Raw genomic sequence first — 17,020 nt, forward strand, 5'->3', positions numbered from 1 at the left:
ATAATAGGCGGCTTTTTTTGTTTCAGGTCGAATCATGTCAGATTATTTGCTGCTCTTTGTGGGTACCGTGCTGGTCAATAACTTCGTGCTGGTGAAGTTCCTTGGTCTGTGTCCGTTTATGGGGGTTTCCAAAAAACTGGAAAGCGCCATCGGCATGGGGCTGGCGACCACCTTCGTGATGACGCTCGCCTCTATTTTTGCGTGGATCATTGACGAACTTATCCTGGTGCCGCTGGACCTGATCTATCTGCGCACCCTGGCGTTTATCCTGGTTATCGCGGTTGTCGTGCAGTTCACCGAAATGGTGGTGCGTAAAACCAGCCCCGCGCTTTATCGCCTGCTGGGGATCTTCCTGCCGCTGATCACCACCAACTGCGCCGTACTCGGCGTGGCATTGCTCAACATCAATCTGGGCCATAACTTCCTGCAGTCGGCGGTGTACGGCTTTTCCGCCGCGCTTGGCTTCTCGCTGGTGATGGTGCTGTTCGCGGCCATTCGCGAGCGTATGGTTGTAGCCGATATTCCAGCCCCGTTTCGCGGCAACGCTATCGCGCTGGTGACCGCAGGCCTGATGGCCCTCGCCTTTATGGGCTTTAGCGGGCTGGTGAAGTTCTGATGACAACGTTGTGGATGGCCATTATTTCGGTCACGCTGATGGGGCTGCTGTTCGGCCTGATCCTGGGCTATGCCTCTCGCCGCTTTGAAGTAGAAGAAGATCCGATTGTTGACCGCATTGACGAACTGCTGCCCCAGAGCCAGTGCGGCCAGTGCGGTTACCCAGGCTGCCGTCCTTACGCAGAGGCCGTTGGCAACCAGGGCGCGAAAATCAACCTTTGCGCGCCGGGCGGCGAAGCCGTAATGCTGAAGATTGCCAGCGCCCTGAACGTGGAGCCCCAGCCGATTGACGGCGACGCCACCGCCGCAGAGCCGGTGCGCATGCTCGCCGTGATTGACGAAGCAAACTGCATCGGCTGCACAAAATGCATTCAGGCCTGCCCCGTTGACGCGATTGTAGGCGCGACCCGCGCCATGCATACCGTGATCAGCGACCAGTGCACAGGCTGTAACCTTTGCGTCGACCCTTGCCCTACCCGCTGCATCGACCTGATCCCCGTCAGCCCGACGACCGAAAGCTGGAAATGGGATTTGCAGACCATCCCGGTGCGTATGATCCCGGCGGATAACCATGCTTAATATCTTCAATCGCTTTAAAAAAGACAGAATTTGGGACTTTGACGGCGGCATTCATCCCCCGGAGATGAAAACCCAGTCCAACGGCACGCCGCTGCGCCAGGTTCCGCTGCCCTCCCAGCTCGTGATTCCGCTGAAGCAGCACATCGGCGCGGAAGGTGAACTGTGCGTCAAACCCGGTGATTATGTGCTGCGCGGCCAGCCTCTGACCCGTGGACGCGGGCGTATGCTGCCGGTACACGCTCCAACCTCCGGCACCATTAAGGCTATTGAGCCGCACTCAACCGCGCATCCTTCTGCCCTCGCCGAACTTAGCGTCATTCTTGATGCTGACGGTGAGGACCGCTGGATTGAACGAGACGGCTGGAGCGACTACCGCTGCCAGAGCCGTGAAGCCCTTATTGAACGCATTCACCAGTTCGGCGTGGTCGGGCTGGGCGGCGCAGGGTTCCCGACCGGCAGCAAACTGCAGGGCGGCGGCGATAAAATTGACACGCTGATCGTGAACGCCGCCGAATGCGAGCCCTACATTACCGCCGACGACCGCCTGATGCAGGACTGTGCCGCGCAAATTATCGAAGGCGTGCGCATTCTGGCCCATATTCTGAAGCCACAGCGCATTCTTATTGGCATTGAGGACAACAAGCCGCAGGCGATCTCCATGATGCGGGCGGTGCTGGCTAATAGCCACGATATGCAGCTGCGGGTCATCCCGACGAAATACCCGTCCGGCGGCGCCAAGCAGCTGACGCAGATTTTAACCGGCAAGCAGGTGCCCCACGGGGGCCGTTCGTCCGACATTGGCATTCTGATGCAGAACGTCGGCACCGCGTATGCCATTAAACGTGCGGTCATCGACGGCGAACCGCTGACCGAGCGTGTCGTCACTTTAACTGGTGAATCCATAACTCAGCCGGGCAACGTCTGGGCGCGTCTGGGCACGCCGGTCAGCCACCTGCTCAGTTTTGCGGGCTTCCGCCCAGGACAGGATCAGAAAGTGATTATGGGTGGGCCGCTGATGGGCTTCACCCTGCCGTGGCTCGATGTGCCGGTAGTGAAAATTACCAACTGCCTGTTGGCCCCGTCTCCGGCTGAAATGGGCGAGCAGGAAGAAGAACAAGGCTGTATTCGCTGCAGCGCCTGCGCGGACTCCTGCCCGGCCGATCTACTGCCGCAGCAGCTGTACTGGTTCAGCAAAGGCCAGCAGCACGACAAAGCCACCGCCTACAACCTGTCTGACTGTATCGAATGCGGGGCCTGCGCCTACGTTTGCCCGAGCAATATTCCGCTGGTGCAGTACTTCCGCCAGGAAAAGGCCGAAATCCGTGAGATTGAGCTGGAAGCCAAACGCACCGTTGAGGCTAAGGCTCGCTTTGAGGCACGGCAGGAAAGGCTGGAGCGTGAGAAAGCCGCTCGCCTTGAGCGCCATAAAAATGCCGCGGTTCAGCCGACGGCAAAAGATAACGATGCCATTCAGGCCGCACTTGCCCGCGTAAAAAGCAAAAAAGCGCAGGCCAGCGACGAACCTATAATGGTGAAAGCCGGCAGTACGCCGGACAATAGCGAAATGATTGCCGCCCGCGAAGCCCGTAAAGCTGAAGCGCGCGCGCGCCAGGCCGAGAAAGCGCTACAGGCAGAATCGGCGAGCAGCACCGAAACCGATCCGCGGAAGGCTGCCGTTGAAGCCGCGATCGCCCGTGCCAAGGCTCGCAAAGCCGCACAAAACGCAGAAAGCCCTGAGCCAGCTGCCGTTGAGCCAGAAGCCGTTGACCCGCGTAAGGCCGCCGTTGAGGCCGCCATTGCCCGAGCCAAGGCTCGCAAAGCGGCGCAGAAAGCGGAAAGCGAACAATCAGCTCCACAAGAAGAACAAGATCCACGCAAAGCTGCAGTGGCTGCGGCAATTGCTCGCGTTCAGGCGCGTAAAGCCGCTCAGATGTCTCCAGAGGAATAAATGGTTTTTAAAATCGCAAGCTCTCCGTTTACCCATAATCAGCGCAGCACCGCGCGGATTATGATGCTGGTTTGTCTCGCAGCCCTGCCCGGCATCGCGATGCAGTGGTACTGGTTTGGCTGGGGAACGCTGATTCAGGTTGTACTGGGGATCGTCAGCGCTATGGTCGCCGAAGCGCTGGTGCTGCGTCTGCGCAAAAAATCCGTACAAAACCACCTTGCCGATAACTCGGCGCTGCTCACCGGCCTGCTGCTGGGGATCAGTATTCCGCCTCTCGCGCCATGGTGGATGGTGGTTGTCGGGATGGTGTTTGCCATCATCATTGCCAAGCAGCTCTATGGCGGCCTTGGCAATAACCCGTTTAACCCGGCGATGATTGGCTACGTTGTGCTGCTGATTGCTTTCCCGGTGCAGATGACCTCCTGGCTGCCGCCGCAGTCCATTGCCGCCAGCGTACCGGGTTTTGTTGACAGCCTGCAGGTGATTTTCCACGGCGCAACCGCCACCGGCGGTACCATGGATACGCTGCGCATGGGCGTGGACGGCATCAGCCAGGCCACGCCGCTGGACACCTTCAAAACCGGTCTGCACGCGGGGCACTCCGCAGAGCAACTTCTGAGTGCGCCAATCTATGGCGGCGCGCTGGCGGGCCTCGGCTGGCAGTGGGTTAACCTGGCTTATCTGGCGGGCGGTCTGTTCCTGCTGTGGCGCGGCACCATTCGCTGGCATATCCCGGCGGGCTTCCTGGTGGCTTTGGTCGTCTGCTCCACGCTCGGCTGGGTTATTGCCCCGGAAAAATGCCTGTCGCCGATGGTGCATCTGTTCTCCGGTGCGACCATGCTCGGCGCGTTCTTTATCCTGACTGACCCGGTCACCGCCTCAACGACCAACCGTGGACGACTGATTTTCGGGGCGCTGGTTGGCCTGCTGGTCTGGCTGATTCGCACTTACGGCGGCTACCCGGACGGCGTGGCGTTCGCCGTGCTGCTGGGTAATATTACCGTGCCGCTGATCGACTACTACACCCGCCCTCGCGCGTACGGCCACCGCTAAGGAGACGCTATGTTTAAAACAATGCAAAAGCATGGCGTAGCCCTGGCGCTGTTTGCCGCTCTGTTTACCGGGCTGACGGCGCTGGTCAACGAACTCACCAAACCGACAATTGCCCAGCAATCGGCGCTGCAGCAAAAAATGTTATTTGATCAGGTGATTGCCGATGACGTCTACGATAACCCTATTCAGGACAGCTGCCTGCTAGTGAAGGACTCCCCGCTAGGCAAAGGCGCCCGACATATTTATGTGGCGCGTAAAGGCGATAAGCCCGTTGCCGTTGTCATGGAAGCCACCGCGCCGGACGGCTATTCTGGTGCTATACAGATTCTGGTTGCCGCCGATTTTAACGGCACCATCCTCGGCACCCGCGTGACCGAACACCACGAAACGCCGGGGCTTGGGGATAAAATAGAACTGCGTCTCAGCGACTGGATCACCCACTTTGCTAACAAACGCATTCAGGGCAGCAATGACCCGAGCTGGGCGGTCCAAAAAGACGGCGGGCAGTTCACGCAGTTTACCGGGGCAACCATTACCCCGCGCGCGGTAGTCAATGCCGTTAAGCGCGCTGGCCTGTTTGCAGAAACCCTGCCCGCGCAGCTCAACGAATTGCCGGCCTGTGGAGAACAACAATGAGCGAAACAAAACGCGTCCTGGTAAACGGGCTGTGGAAAAATAACTCGGCGCTGGTTCAGCTGCTGGGCCTTTGCCCGCTGCTGGCCGTCACCTCCACCGCCACCAACGCCCTCGGGCTTGGGCTGGCAACCACGCTGGTACTGACGCTGACCAACGGGACAATTTCCGCCCTGCGCCGCTGGGTGCCCGCTGAGATTCGTATTCCGGTGTACGTGCTGATCATCGCCTCGGTGGTCAGTATCGTGCAGATGCTGATCAACGCTTATGCATTTGGGCTCTACCAGTCGCTGGGGATCTTTATCCCGCTCATCGTCACCAACTGTATCGTCGTCGGGCGAGCCGAAGCCTACGCGGCAAAAGCCAGCGTGCCTTATGCCGCGCTGGATGGGTTTGCCACCGGACTGGGCGCGACCAGCGCAATGTTTGTTTTAGGCTCCATTCGCGAGATTATTGGTAACGGCACCCTGTTTGACGGCGCGGACGGCCTGCTTGGCAACTGGGCGAAAGTGCTGCGCATTGAAGTCTTCCATACCGACACGCCTTTCCTGCTCGCCATGCTGCCGCCGGGCGCCTTTATTGGCCTCGGTATGCTGTTGGCGATAAAATACCTCATTGATGAAAAAATGAAGGCACGTCGCGCCCGCGAAAGCGCCGCCGCCGTAGCAGGCAATGCAGAGAAGGCTTAATGAATAACAGCAAGCGCGTTGAGATCCTCACCCGCCTGAGAGACAACAATCCTCATCCGACAACCGAACTCAATTTCAGCAGCCCTTTTGAGCTGCTGATTGCGGTTCTGCTGTCCGCTCAGGCCACCGACGTCAGCGTCAACAAGGCGACGGCAAAGCTGTACCCTGTCGCCAATACCCCGGCGACGATGCTGGCGCTTGGGGTAGACGGCGTAAAGGAGTACATCAAAACCATCGGCCTGTTTAACAGCAAAGCGGAGAATGTGATCAAAACCTGCCGCATGCTGCTTGACCTGCACGGTGGCGAAGTCCCTGAGGACCGGGCGGCGCTTGAGGCGCTGCCGGGCGTAGGCCGTAAAACCGCCAACGTCGTGCTGAACACGGCCTTCGGCTGGCCAACGATTGCCGTCGATACCCATATCTTCCGGGTGTGTAACCGCACTCAGTTTGCTGCCGGGAAAAACGTCGAGCAGGTAGAGGAAAAACTGCTGAAGGTGGTTCCGGCAGAATTTAAGGTCGACTGCCATCACTGGCTGATCCTCCATGGCCGCTATACCTGCATCGCGCGCAAGCCGCGCTGTGGCTCATGCATTATCGAAGATCTCTGCGAATTTAAAGAGAAGGTTGACGCCTGATAGCCTCGCCCGGCTCTGTACCGGGCTTCCTCTGAACTTCCCTGCCTAAAAACTACCCGAGCTGCACACTTTTATCCCATGAATAACGCAATGTGATTTTATATTGTTCGTTGATTAACCGGCTCACCAGGTTAATCGTTTTTTTGCGATAAGAAATTTCTATAAATTTGTGATCTGCATCACTTTGATAACCTGAGGTTGCGTAAAGGTAACGAAATCACCACTAACGCCTTGCTATCGTTAGCAATAATGGATCTACGGCCATACAATAGGCCAGACATATTGAATATAGTGGTCATTAACACTGCATCACAGCTTAATAAGCAGAATATATAACTATAATGTTAAAAAATCGCTTTGAAAAAAGACAAAAAATCGTTAATAAATGAATTGGTAAAATTTAACGCTGAATAACAATTCACCTGATGGCGTATTATCTTGCCATGGATATATGTAACAGAATATTACAAACCCCTTGCCTGCAACCCCTGGATAGTGAACATTACCCCCCGTTTTTCCTTCCTAATAACAAGAAAAATGCTTACCCATGCGGTAAGACATAAGTAAGCCCCTTAATTAAAGCGGGATGTAAAAAAAGAGGTATATGTGTCGACTGCAAACAAAGAACCAGCAGAAAGCGTTAGTCTAAACGCCTTTAAGCAACCTAAATCGTTCTACCTGATTTTCTCTATCGAACTCTGGGAGCGTTTCGGCTATTACGGCCTGCAAGGCATCATGGCCGTTTACCTGGTCAAAATGCTGGGCATGTCCGAAGCGGACTCCATCACGCTGTTCTCCTCCTTTAGCGCCCTTGTTTATGGCCTGGTCGCGATTGGCGGCTGGCTGGGCGATAAAGTCCTCGGCACCAAACGCGTTATCATGCTTGGTACCGTCGTACTGGCTATCGGTTACGCCCTTGTGGCCTACTCCGGCCACGACGTGAGCGTGGTGTATATCGGGATGGCGACCATCGCCGTAGGTAACGGCCTGTTCAAGGCTAACCCTTCCGCGCTGCTGTCAACCTGCTATGAGAAAGACGACCCGCGCCTGGACGGTGCATTCACCATGTACTACATGTCCATCAACATCGGCTCCTTCTTCTCTATGCTCGCCACCCCATGGCTTGCGGCGCAGTATGGCTGGAGCACCGCGTTCTCCCTTAGCTTCGTGGGCATGCTGATTACGCTGGTGAACTTCATCTTCTGTAAGAGGTGGGTGAAGAACTATGGCTCTAAGCCTGACTTCGCACCGGTGCACTTCGGTAAGCTGATAGCAACCGTCGCAGGCGTTGTAGTGCTTATTGCCGTGGCAACCTGGCTGCTGCACAACCAGGGCATTGCTCGCGCAGTGCTGGGCTTCGTTGCACTGGGTATCGTTATTATCTTCGCGAAAGAAGCTTTTGCGATGAAAGGCGCGGCTCGCCGCAAGATGATCGTGGCCTTCATCCTGATGGTTGAAGCTATCGTCTTCTTCGTGCTTTACAGCCAGATGCCAACCTCCCTGAACTTCTTCGCTATTCGCAACGTGGGCCACGAAATTCTGGGCATCACTTTCGAAGCCGAGCAGTTCCAGGCGCTGAACCCGTTCTGGATCATGATTGGTAGCCCGATTCTCGCCGCTATCTACAACAAAATGGGCGACCGCCTGCCGATGCCGCACAAGTTCGCAATCGGGATGGTGCTGTGCTCCTTCGCCTTCCTGGTTCTGCCGGTTGGCGCGAAGTTCGCTAACGAAGCGGGTATTGTGTCCGTAAACTGGCTGATTCTGAGCTATGCGCTGCAGAGTATTGGTGAGCTGATGATCTCCGGCCTGGGCCTCGCAATGGTGGCACAGCTGGTACCCCAGCGCCTGATGGGCTTCATCATGGGCAGCTGGTTCCTGACGACTGCGGGTGCAGCAATCATCGCCGGTAAAGTTGCAGGCCTAATGGCGGTGCCGGAAAACGTGACTGACCCGCTGCAGTCTCTGGAAGTCTACGGTCGTGTCTTCATGCAGATCGGTATCGTCACCGGCGTGATTGCCGTGCTGATGCTGCTGACCGCGCCGAAGCTGAACCGCATGACGCTGAGCGAAGACAAAGCCGAAAAGGTTAACGAAACCGCTACCGCGTAATTTCTCCAGGAAAAATGATTATTTAGCCGCCGGCCTCACAGCTGGCGGCTTTTTTTTTCCCGGTGTCCGCACTAACATAAGTTATCTTAGCGCCCTAAAGGAGTTCGTCATGAAACTGTATTTCAAGCCCGGTGCCTGTTCCCTCTCCCCACACATTATCCTGCGTGAATCTGGCCTGGACTTTTCGCTGGTGAAAGTTGACCTCGCGACCAAGCGCACCGAAAACGGTGACGATTTTCTCGCCATTAACCCCAAAGGACAGGTGCCCGCTCTGGTACTGGATGACGGCTCTCTGCTGACCGAGGGCGTGGCTATCGTGCAATACCTGGCGGATAAAGTGCCCGATCGCCATCTGCTGGCCCCAGCAGGCAGCATGACTCGCTATCACACGCTGGAGTGGCTGAACTATGTGGCAACCGAGCTGCATAAAGGCTTTTCTCCGCTGTTCAACCCGGCAACCCCTGAAGAGTTCAAGGCCGTGGTTCGCAAGCAGATGGAGAAGAAATTCCACTATGTGAACGAGTCGCTGCAGGGTAAGCAGTGGCTGATGGGGACCCGCTTCACCGTGGTGGACGCCTACCTGTTTACCGTGCTGCGCTGGGCCTATGGCCTGAAGCTGGATCTGGCCGGGCTGACAAACATCGAAGCCTACGTTGAGCGCATGAAGGCGCGCCCGGCTGTGTCTGCGGCGCTGACCGCCGAAGGGATTTAAATCAGGCCTGGATAGCAAAACGCCCTCTGCTGAGGGCGTTTTTTATTTCAGAGCTTCACCGCGGTGAAATAGTGTTCGGGTTTGGCAATCCCGTCCTGAGCCGCGACCAGCTGCAGTTCGTACTCGGCCATGCGTTTGGTGACGACCATAATGTCGTACACCGCCGCCGTAACGTGCTCCAGCGCTTCACGCAGCGTTGCCCCCTGCAGCAGCTTAACCAGCAGCAGGCCGCTGGTCACGTCACCCACGCCAACCGGCTGGCGCTCGCCAAAGTCCACCAGCGGGCGATGGATGTGCCAGGCTTCGTCCGCCGTCACCAGCAGCATTTCAAAACGATCCTGCTGGTAGCCTGCGCGCGCCAGGTGCTTCACCAGCACAATTTCCGGCCCTTGAGCAATCAGCTCCCGGGCCGTCGCCACGGCTTCGTCCACGTTGTTTACGCTGTGGCCGCTGAGAATTTCCAGCTCAATCAGGTTCGGCGCGATGATATCGCTGGCAGGCATGGCGTAGCGCGTGTGGTATTCCGCCACGCCAGGCGCCACGATACAGCCTTTCTCCGGGTGCCCCATCACCGGGTCACAGAAGTATTTTGCCTTCGGGTTAGCCGCTTTTACCTGACGCACAATGGAAAGAATATGTTCGCCCTGCTCAGCCGAGCCCAGATATCCGCTCAGAACCGCATCACAGCGCTCCAGTTGGCCGATATTCGCAATCCCCTGCACAATCTCGCTCAGGTGGCTGGCGGGCATCACCGTGCCGGTCCATTGCCCGTATTGCGTGTGGTTGGAGAACTGCACCGTGTTCAACGGCCAGACGTTGGCGCCCAGGCGGCGCATCGGGAATTCGGCGGCGCTGTTACCGGCGTGACCAAATACCACGTGGGACTGGATGGCAAGAATGTTTTTCATTTTCGACTCAGGTATCGCCAGGTGTTGTGCTTGCTAAAAAAAAGCACGGCATAAGCCGTGCTTTTCTATTCCGATAACTTATTTCCAGCAGACGAGGCAGTAGTTCTTTTTACCGCGGCGCAGCAGGGTGTAACGGTTAAACAGGATGTCGCCTTCGGTGAAGGAGTATTCCGGGTCAGACTGTTTTTCACCGTTGATGGTGATTGCGTTCTGCGAGATGGTTTTACGCGCCTGGCCACGGGATGGCTGCAGCTCGGAATCCACCAACGCCTGTTGCAGGTCGGCACCGCGATCCATTTCGACCATCGGCACGCCGTCCTGAGCCAGCTGCTCAAAGTCGGCTTCGCTCAGTTCACTCAGGTTGCCGTTAAACAGGCTGGCAGTAATGCGCTTGGCCGCGGTCAGACCTTCTTCACCGTGCACCAGACGGGTGACCTGCTCGGCCAGCACGTACTGGGCGCGAGGTGCAGCCCCGCTGTTTTTGTCTTCTTCTTCCAGGGCATTGATCTCTGCAATGTCCATAAAGGTGAAGAACTTCAGGAAGCGATACACATCGGCATCCGCGGTGTTGATCCAGAACTGGTAGAACTTGTACGGGCTGGTTTTCTTCGGATCAAGCCAGACCGCGCCGCCTTCGGTTTTACCGAATTTGGTGCCGTCGGATTTAGTGATCAGCGGCACGGTCAGGCCGAAAGCCTGCTGCTGATGCAGACGGCGGGTCAGATCGATACCGGAGGTGATGTTGCCCCACTGGTCAGAACCGCCAATCTGCAGCACCACGCCGTGCAGTTTGTTCAGGCAGGCGAAGTCGTAACCCTGCAGCAGGTTGTAAGAGAACTCGGTGAAAGAGATCCCCACGTCATCGCGGTTCAGACGCTGTTTTACCGCTTCTTTGTTAATCATCTGGTTAACAGAGAAGTGCTTGCCGATATCACGCAGGAAGGTCAGCACGTTCATGCTGCCGAACCAGTCGTAGTTGTTTGCGGCGACGGCAGAATTATCCCCGCAGTTAAAGTCGAGGAACGGCGCAACCTGACGGCGGATTTTTTCCACCCACTCCTGCACGGTATCTTCGGTGTTTAGCTTACGCTCAACGGCTTTGAAGCTTGGGTCGCCGATAAGACCGGTGGCGCCGCCCACGAGGGCAACCGGCTTATGGCCTGCTTCCTGAAAGCGTTTCAGGCACAGCAGTGGAACCAGATGGCCCAAATGCAAGCTGTCGGCGGTCGGATCGAAGCCGCAATAGAGTGCAATTGGCCCTTGCGCCAGTCGCTCTGCTAACGCATCCTCATCCGTCACCTGGGCCACCAGGCCCCGCTCTTGCAATTGTTTGATCAAATTGATGTTCGACATCAAATTCTCCATCTCTAATACGACTGCACCTTTGCCGGTACACGGCTTTTCGCCCACTGGCGAAAGAATTCATTTTTTAGGGGACATAGAATAAAGGGCTGGCGCAGTTAGCACCAGCGCTTAAGGTGAAAATCCTGACTTTACGGCGCGAGGCGGTCTATTTTCCAGGCTGTTCCGTCGCGCTGGTAGAGGAAGCGATCGTGCAGACGGTGTTCGCCACCCTGCCAAAACTCCATCTGGTCGATGCTGACGCGGTAGCCGCCCCAAAAACTCGGCAGCGGCACTTCCCCCTGCTGAAACTTCTGTTTCAGCTCGAGGAATTTGCTTTCCAGCACGCCGCGCGCGGATATGCGGCTCGATTGCTTCGATACCCAGGCGCCTATCTGGCTGTCCTTCGGGCGGCTGTGGAAGTATTTCAACACTTCGAGGGTGGATAACCGCTCGGCGGTGCCCTGCACCATCACCTGGCGCTCCAGCATATGCCACGGGAAATGCAGGCTAACGCGGGGGTTGTGTTCGATGTGGTGCGCCTTGCGGGAGCCCAGGTTGGTGTAAAACACCAGCCCTTTTTCATCAAAATGCTTTAGCAGGACGATGCGTTGATACGGCTGGCCGTTTTCGTCAACCGTGGCCACGACCATGGCGGTCGGGTCGGCAAGTTTGGCTTCGCAGGCCTGAGCCAGCCAGCGTTCAAAAAGCGGCAGCGGGGTGTCGGTGAGATCGTGGCGGCGCAGGCCACCTTTGGTGTATTCGCGGCGCAAATGCGCAATCTGTTGCAAAGAGTCGTTATCAGACATGGCGTTACATCAGGCTATCCTCGGGTGGAGCTATTGTGCTCTCCACCCTGAGAAATCTCAACGTTTGGCCGTCTGTAGCTGGCAATTATTCAGCACGATTGTGTCTTTGCGATAGACGGTTGCGCTGTCGCCCTTCGACCAAAAGACGTACACGCCGTCGGTATAACGTGCGCCGGACGCGGAAAGCCCCTGCGTCAGGTTCAGCATCTGGTTATCGTAGACAAAGCTAACCTGCTGTTTGTCGTTATTCAGCTTCACGGTGAGCGGTTTTTCATCGCACTGATACGCCAGCGTATCGGTATGCATTTTTTCGAGAAAAGCGTTGTAGTAACTACAGCCGGCGAGCAGCAGTGGCACGGTGGCAACGAGCAGTTTTTTCATCTGAGTATCCTGAAGATCTTGTTATCCCTGGAGGGCATGCGCCCTCCTTAACGCTAGCAGTTTAGCGGCTGCGGGATGAAGATAATTTCAGTTAACTCTTATTATGACGCGGATTAGCAGGATAAATGGCACCGAGGATGGTCGGCTCAGAGGCACCGGTTACCGAAGGCAGGTTGCCCGGCAGGCCGGACATTGTTCGGTAGGCCAGCCAGGCAAACGCCAGCGCTTCCATATCGTCCCCGCTTATCCCGGCTTCATCGGTCGTCGTCACTTCCGTACCCGGCAGCAGCGCAGCGAGGCGCGCCATCAGAAGCGGGTTACGGCTGCCTCCGCCGCATACCATGAGACGTTCACAGCCGCCGCTCAGGAGTACCTGCTCGGCGATGGTTGTCGCCGTCAGCTCAGTCAGCGTGGCCTGCACATCTTCTCCGGCAAGCGCCGGGAACATCGCAAGCTGGCGCTCAAGCCAGCCATAGTTAAAGTATTCACGACCCGTACTTTTGGGTGCAGGTGCGGCGAAGTAAGGATCGCTCAGCATTTGCTGCAACAAAGGAAGAACGACTTTGCCCTGGCTCGCCCATTCGGCGTCTTTATCATAGCCTTTTCCACGCTGCCGCCAGATCCACGCATCCATCAGCATATTACCGGGCCCGGTGTCGTAGCCTCTGACCGGCTGGTCTGGGATCAGCAAAGAGAGGTTGGCAATGCCGCCGATGTTGAGCACCATTCGGCGCTCAACCGGATGAGCGAGCAACGCCTGGTGAAACGCCGGCACCAGCGGCGCGCCCTGCCCGCCAAGCGCCATATCGCGGCGGCGAAAATCACCGACGACGGTAATACCGGTCAGCGCGGCAATATGGTTGTTGTCGCCAATTTGCATAGTGTGGGCGGCCTCGCCCTGCGGCTCATGCCACACGGTTTGCCCATGGCAGCCAATGGCCGTGACGTCTTCAGGCCGCAGCCCTTCGCGCTTAATAAGGATTTGCACCGCCTCGGCGAACAATTTACCCAGCCGGTTGTCCAACTGGCCTAGCTGGGACAGCGTGAGTTGCTGCCCCTGGCAAACGGCAAGAACCGCGTTTTTGATGGCCAGCGGCATCGGGTGGCTGTAGCTCGCCTGCTGAACGACCAGATGTTCGTCGATAGCAGCCAGCACCACATCGATACCATCCAGACTGGTGCCTGACATCACGCCTATATAACGACCTGACTTCATCCGTCACTCCTTATTCTCGCCGGGGCGGTAAATTAATGTGGTTAAACTAGCACGCAATATTATGATTTATTAATAATTTTAATTAATAATCTGTGTCAGTCGCGGCAGAAAGCAGTACGGCATTTAAGCCAAACTCGCACAGCGCGGCGGTTTAATTGTTGTTAAAGACATTTGATTTACTATTTTTACAGGATTGTTGTAGAACAAACATGAACTATGGCCAGGAATTGCCATATAATTTAGTCATAACGGATGCTCACCGAGCGTTGATGGTTCACAGGAGAGGTACAAATGATTTCACGTATTTTGGCAGTTTCACTGGTTGCTTTCACCCTTGCTGGCTGCGCCAACGAAGGGCTGTCCGGCGATGTGTACAACGCGTCTGAAGCTAAACAGGTAAGAACCGTGACCTACGGGACCATTACCCACGTTCGCGCGGTGACCATCAAAGGCAGCGACAGCAATAGCACTATCGGGGCTATCGGCGGTGCGGTACTGGGTGGCCTGTTGGGTAACACCGTCGGCGGTGGCACCGGACGTACTCTGGCCACCGCAGGCGGCGCCGTAGCCGGTGGCCTGGCGGGTGATGCCGTCGGCGGCGCAATGGGCAACAGCAAAGGCGTTGAGCTGGAAATCCGTAAAGATGACGGCCAGACCATCATCGCCGTGCAGAAACAGGGTGACACCCGTTACTCCGTTGGCCAGCGTGTAGCCATCTCCGGCAGCGGCAACAACATCACCGTTGCTCCTCGCTAAGACAACATCACCAAATGAATTAAGGCCCGCATAGCGGGCCTTTTCTGTTAGTAAGTAATGCCGGGCGGATTCACCTCCGACTGGGCAACTTCTTCCCCCTGCTCCCCCACCGCGCAAGCACCTGCTGATACTCTCCCCGCTGAATAGCGCCATCCAGCGCCGCCTGCAGCGCGTACACCAGCCCGTTGCCCTTTTTCGTTGTCGTCGCCACATAGGCCTTTTTCGGCCCCAGCCCAACCACACGCGTAGTGCCGGTTAACGCGGCTTTATAGGCGGTGATTGACTGCGGCCCAAAGAACACGTCGGCCCGGCCAGACTGAATATAAAGGTTGGCGGAGGCATCGTCGGTCACATACACAGGCAAGGCGGGCTCGCGCCCGGCACCTTCGTTTTCTGCATTCCAGCCTAGCAAAATACGCTCCTGATTTGTGCCTGACCCGACGATAACCTTCCGCCCGGCGAGATCTTCTGCCTTAGCGATAGACTGAATCGGGCTGCTGGCCTTCACCGCAAAAGAGAGCGAGTCCACGCGATAGGTGGCAAAATCAAATTTCTCTTTCCGCTGCTCCGTCACGGCAATGTTTACCAGCGCCACATCATAGCGCCCGGAGGTGATGCCCAGCGGCCAGTCTTCCCACGCGGTCGGCACCAGCTTCAGTTTCAGGCCAAGGCTACCGGCCAGCAGGCGGGCTATGTCCGGGTCGCTGCCTATGCGCGTGCGGTTATCGCTGGCCAGCAGCGCCAGCGGCGGAGAGTTAAGCGCGGAGATCGCCACCGTTAATGTACCTGGCTCGACAAACCTGTAGCCTGCGGGGATTTTGGCAATCGCCTTTTCATCCCGCGCCACGCTCAAAGGCTTTTCATTGGCAACAAGGTCAATATTCGTCTGCGCAGACAAAGCGGAAAAAGAGATCAACAGCGCGATAAAGCCATATTTCATCTCACAGCACCTTCGATAAAAATTGACGGGTGCGCGGGTGCTGCGGGCGATTCAGCACTTCGTCGCTGCTTCCCTGCTCGACAATTTTGCCGTCGACCATAAACACCACCTGATCGGCCACTTCCCGTGCAAAGCCGATTTCATGCGTGACGACTACAAGCGTCGTGCCCGAACTGGCCAGTCTTTTAATTACGTCCAGCACTTCGCCGACCAGCTCAGGGTCAAGCGCTGACGTTGGCTCATCAAACAGCATCACCCTTGGGCTCAGTGCCAGCGCGCGGGCAATGGCAATACGCTGCTGCTGCCCGCCGGATAAATGCCGCGACCAGGCATCGGCTTTATTGCGCAGCCCGACGATGTCCAGCAGATCATACGCACGCTCAATCGCCTCTTTGCGGCTCAGCTGTTTATGAGCCACCGGTGCTTCAATCAGGTTTTCCAGCACCGTCATGTGGGGAAACAGATTGAAGTTCTGAAAGACATAGCCCACGTTGGCCCGCTGGCGCAGGATCTCCTTTTCTTTCAGCTCGTACAGTTTGTCCCCTTTCAGACGGTAACCAATGTAATCGCCGTCAATCTGGATGTAGCCTTCGTCTACCCGCTCAAGGTGGTTGATGGTGCGCAACAGCGTAGATTTACCGGAGCCGGATGGCCCGAGGATTACCGTCACCGTGCCAGGCGGGATCTCAAGCGAAACATCATCCAGCGCCTTATGGCGACCGAAATATTTGCTGACGCCGGTAATGGAAATATGGCCGTTATGAGAGGTTGGCATGGACCGGCTCCTGGGCAACGGGGGCTGTGGACGGCGCAGCGCTGCGGGCGGTGCGCGTTTGATTGATGGCGGAGCGGCGTTCGCTGCGGGCCAGCGAGCGTTCAACCAGGTACTGAATCACCGACAGTACGCTGGTGATCACCAGATACCAGACGGCCGCCACCATCAGCAGCGGGATCACCTGCTGCGTGCGGTTGTAGATCATCTGAATGGTGTAAAACAGCTCCGGCATCGCCAGCACGTAAACCATCGCCGTGCCTTTAGCGAGGCTGATGATTTCGTTGAACCCGGCGGGCAGGATCGTGCGCAGCGCCTGCGGCAAAATAATCCGCACGGTGCGCCGCCACGCGGGCAGGCCTAACGCTGCGGCGGCTTCGTATTGCCCGTGATCCACCCCCAGAAAACCACCTCTAACAATCTCTGCGGTGTAGGCGCTTTGCACCAGCGTCAGCCCCACTACTGCCGTCGAAAACTGCCCCAGCACGTTAATCGTGTCGTAGCTGCCCCAGACGATGCTGGTGAAAGGCACCCCAATCGACAGCGTGTCGTACAGGTAGGAGAAGTTGTAGAGCACGATCAGCACGACAATCAGCGGCAGGGAGCGAAACAGCCAGATGTAACTCCAGGCCAGGCAGCTCAACAGCCAGGAAGAAGAGAGCCTTGCCAGCGCGAGTAAGCCCCCGAGCACCACGCTCAGCGCCGTGCCCAGCAGCGTTAACAACAGCGTTTGCCCCAATCCCTCCAGAATGACCGGATCAAAAAACCAGTGGGCAAAAACGCCCCATTCCCAGCGAGGGTTAAACGCGACGGATTGCACCACCACCGCGAGCACAAGCAGCGCAATCACTGCCCCCACGGTGCGCAACGGGTAACGCGCGGGCACCACTTTAATGGTTTCAGACGTTTTCATCGTCACTC

The 17,020-nt window shown here is 56.9% G+C and carries 17 protein-coding genes and 1 pseudogene; 10 read left to right on the forward strand and 8 right to left on the reverse strand.

The features are described 5' to 3' along the window. Positions 1–34: 34 nt before the first annotated feature. The 9 genes from rsxA (at position 35) to gstA (ending at position 8,976) form a co-directional block, all read left to right on the forward strand. Positions 35–616 carry an electron transport complex subunit RsxA gene (gene rsxA, locus A936_RS07915; RefSeq protein ID WP_008456422.1) on the forward strand — a complete coding sequence of 194 codons (582 nt, stop codon included), beginning with the start codon at positions 35–37 and terminating at the stop codon, positions 614–616. Beyond that, a complete protein-coding gene (gene rsxB, locus A936_RS07920; RefSeq protein WP_008456423.1) occupies positions 616–1,194 on the forward strand; it encodes an electron transport complex subunit RsxB in 579 nt (192 codons plus the stop codon). The genes rsxA and rsxB overlap by 1 nt, the downstream gene beginning before the upstream one ends. Next, positions 1,187–3,142, forward strand: a complete 1,956-nt coding sequence (gene rsxC, locus A936_RS07925) for an electron transport complex subunit RsxC (RefSeq protein ID WP_008456424.1) — start codon at positions 1,187–1,189, stop codon at positions 3,140–3,142. Before rsxB ends, rsxC begins: the two co-directional genes overlap by 8 nt. Continuing rightward, complete coding sequence (rsxD, locus tag A936_RS07930) at positions 3,143–4,195, forward strand: electron transport complex subunit RsxD (protein ID WP_008456425.1); 1,053 nt, start codon at positions 3,143–3,145, stop codon at positions 4,193–4,195. A gap of 9 nt (positions 4,196–4,204) precedes the next feature. Beyond that, on the forward strand, positions 4,205–4,831 hold the full coding sequence (gene rsxG / locus A936_RS07935) for an electron transport complex subunit RsxG (RefSeq protein WP_008456426.1): 627 nt from the start codon (positions 4,205–4,207) through the stop codon (positions 4,829–4,831). Next, positions 4,828–5,517: an electron transport complex subunit E gene (locus A936_RS07940; protein WP_008456427.1), complete on the forward strand. Its 690-nt coding sequence runs from the start codon at positions 4,828–4,830 to the stop codon at positions 5,515–5,517. The genes rsxG and A936_RS07940 overlap by 4 nt, the downstream gene beginning before the upstream one ends. Then, a complete protein-coding gene (gene nth / locus A936_RS07945; RefSeq protein ID WP_008456428.1) occupies positions 5,517–6,152 on the forward strand; it encodes an endonuclease III in 636 nt (211 codons plus the stop codon). Before A936_RS07940 ends, nth begins: the two co-directional genes overlap by 1 nt. 606 nt (positions 6,153–6,758) lie before the next feature. Continuing rightward, complete coding sequence (gene dtpA, locus A936_RS07950; protein ID WP_008456429.1) at positions 6,759–8,264, forward strand: dipeptide/tripeptide permease DtpA; 1,506 nt, start codon at positions 6,759–6,761, stop codon at positions 8,262–8,264. Positions 8,265–8,373: 109 nt separating this feature from the next. Continuing rightward, entirely contained in the window at positions 8,374–8,976 is a 603-nt protein-coding gene (gstA, locus tag A936_RS07955) for a glutathione transferase GstA (protein WP_008456430.1), read from the forward strand. Positions 8,977–9,023: 47 nt separating this feature from the next. Here the strand turns inward: gstA and pdxY are convergent, their stop codons facing one another. The 5 genes from pdxY to anmK all read right to left on the reverse strand — a co-directional run bounded on the left by pdxY (position 9,024) and on the right by anmK (position 13,631). Further along, the gene (gene pdxY, locus A936_RS07960; RefSeq protein ID WP_008456431.1) at positions 9,024–9,884 is read right to left on the reverse strand and encodes a pyridoxal kinase PdxY; all 861 of its coding nucleotides are present in this window, start codon (positions 9,882–9,884) and stop codon (positions 9,024–9,026) included. Between the two features lie 78 nt (positions 9,885–9,962). Further along, on the reverse strand, positions 9,963–11,237 hold the full coding sequence (gene tyrS / locus A936_RS07965; protein WP_008456432.1) for a tyrosine--tRNA ligase: 1,275 nt from the start codon (positions 11,235–11,237) through the stop codon (positions 9,963–9,965). Positions 11,238–11,377: 140 nt separating this feature from the next. Next, positions 11,378–12,034 (reverse strand): pyridoxamine 5'-phosphate oxidase, encoded by a 657-nt coding sequence (gene pdxH / locus A936_RS07970; protein ID WP_008456433.1) that lies wholly within the window; start codon positions 12,032–12,034, stop codon positions 11,378–11,380. Between the two features lie 57 nt (positions 12,035–12,091). Further along, positions 12,092–12,415: a C-type lysozyme inhibitor gene (mliC, locus tag A936_RS07975; RefSeq protein ID WP_008456434.1), complete on the reverse strand. Its 324-nt coding sequence runs from the start codon at positions 12,413–12,415 to the stop codon at positions 12,092–12,094. A 91-nt stretch (positions 12,416–12,506) separates the two neighbouring features. After that, positions 12,507–13,631: an anhydro-N-acetylmuramic acid kinase gene (gene anmK / locus A936_RS07980; protein ID WP_008456435.1), complete on the reverse strand. Its 1,125-nt coding sequence runs from the start codon at positions 13,629–13,631 to the stop codon at positions 12,507–12,509. A gap of 291 nt (positions 13,632–13,922) precedes the next feature. On the opposite strand from anmK, the gene A936_RS07985 reads away from it, so the two are divergent. Further along, a complete protein-coding gene (locus A936_RS07985) occupies positions 13,923–14,387 on the forward strand; it encodes an outer membrane lipoprotein (RefSeq protein ID WP_008456437.1) in 465 nt (154 codons plus the stop codon). A 47-nt stretch (positions 14,388–14,434) separates the two neighbouring features. Here A936_RS07985 and A936_RS07990 read toward each other — a convergent pair. From A936_RS07990 to A936_RS08000, 3 genes and pseudogenes are all read right to left on the reverse strand, one after another. Next, positions 14,435–15,327, reverse strand: a pseudogene (locus tag A936_RS07990) (transporter substrate-binding domain-containing protein). A 1-nt stretch (position 15,328) separates the two neighbouring features. Beyond that, entirely contained in the window at positions 15,329–16,102 is a 774-nt protein-coding gene (locus A936_RS07995; RefSeq protein ID WP_008456441.1) for an amino acid ABC transporter ATP-binding protein, read from the reverse strand. Next, positions 16,086–17,012, reverse strand: a complete 927-nt coding sequence (locus tag A936_RS08000) for an amino acid ABC transporter permease (RefSeq protein WP_008456443.1) — start codon at positions 17,010–17,012, stop codon at positions 16,086–16,088. The genes A936_RS07995 and A936_RS08000 overlap by 17 nt, the downstream gene beginning before the upstream one ends. Positions 17,013–17,020: the final 8 nt, after the last annotated feature.

It is taken from the genome of Enterobacter sp. Ag1, assembly GCA_000277545.1.
Classification (GTDB): Bacteria; Pseudomonadota; Gammaproteobacteria; order Enterobacterales; family Enterobacteriaceae; genus Cedecea.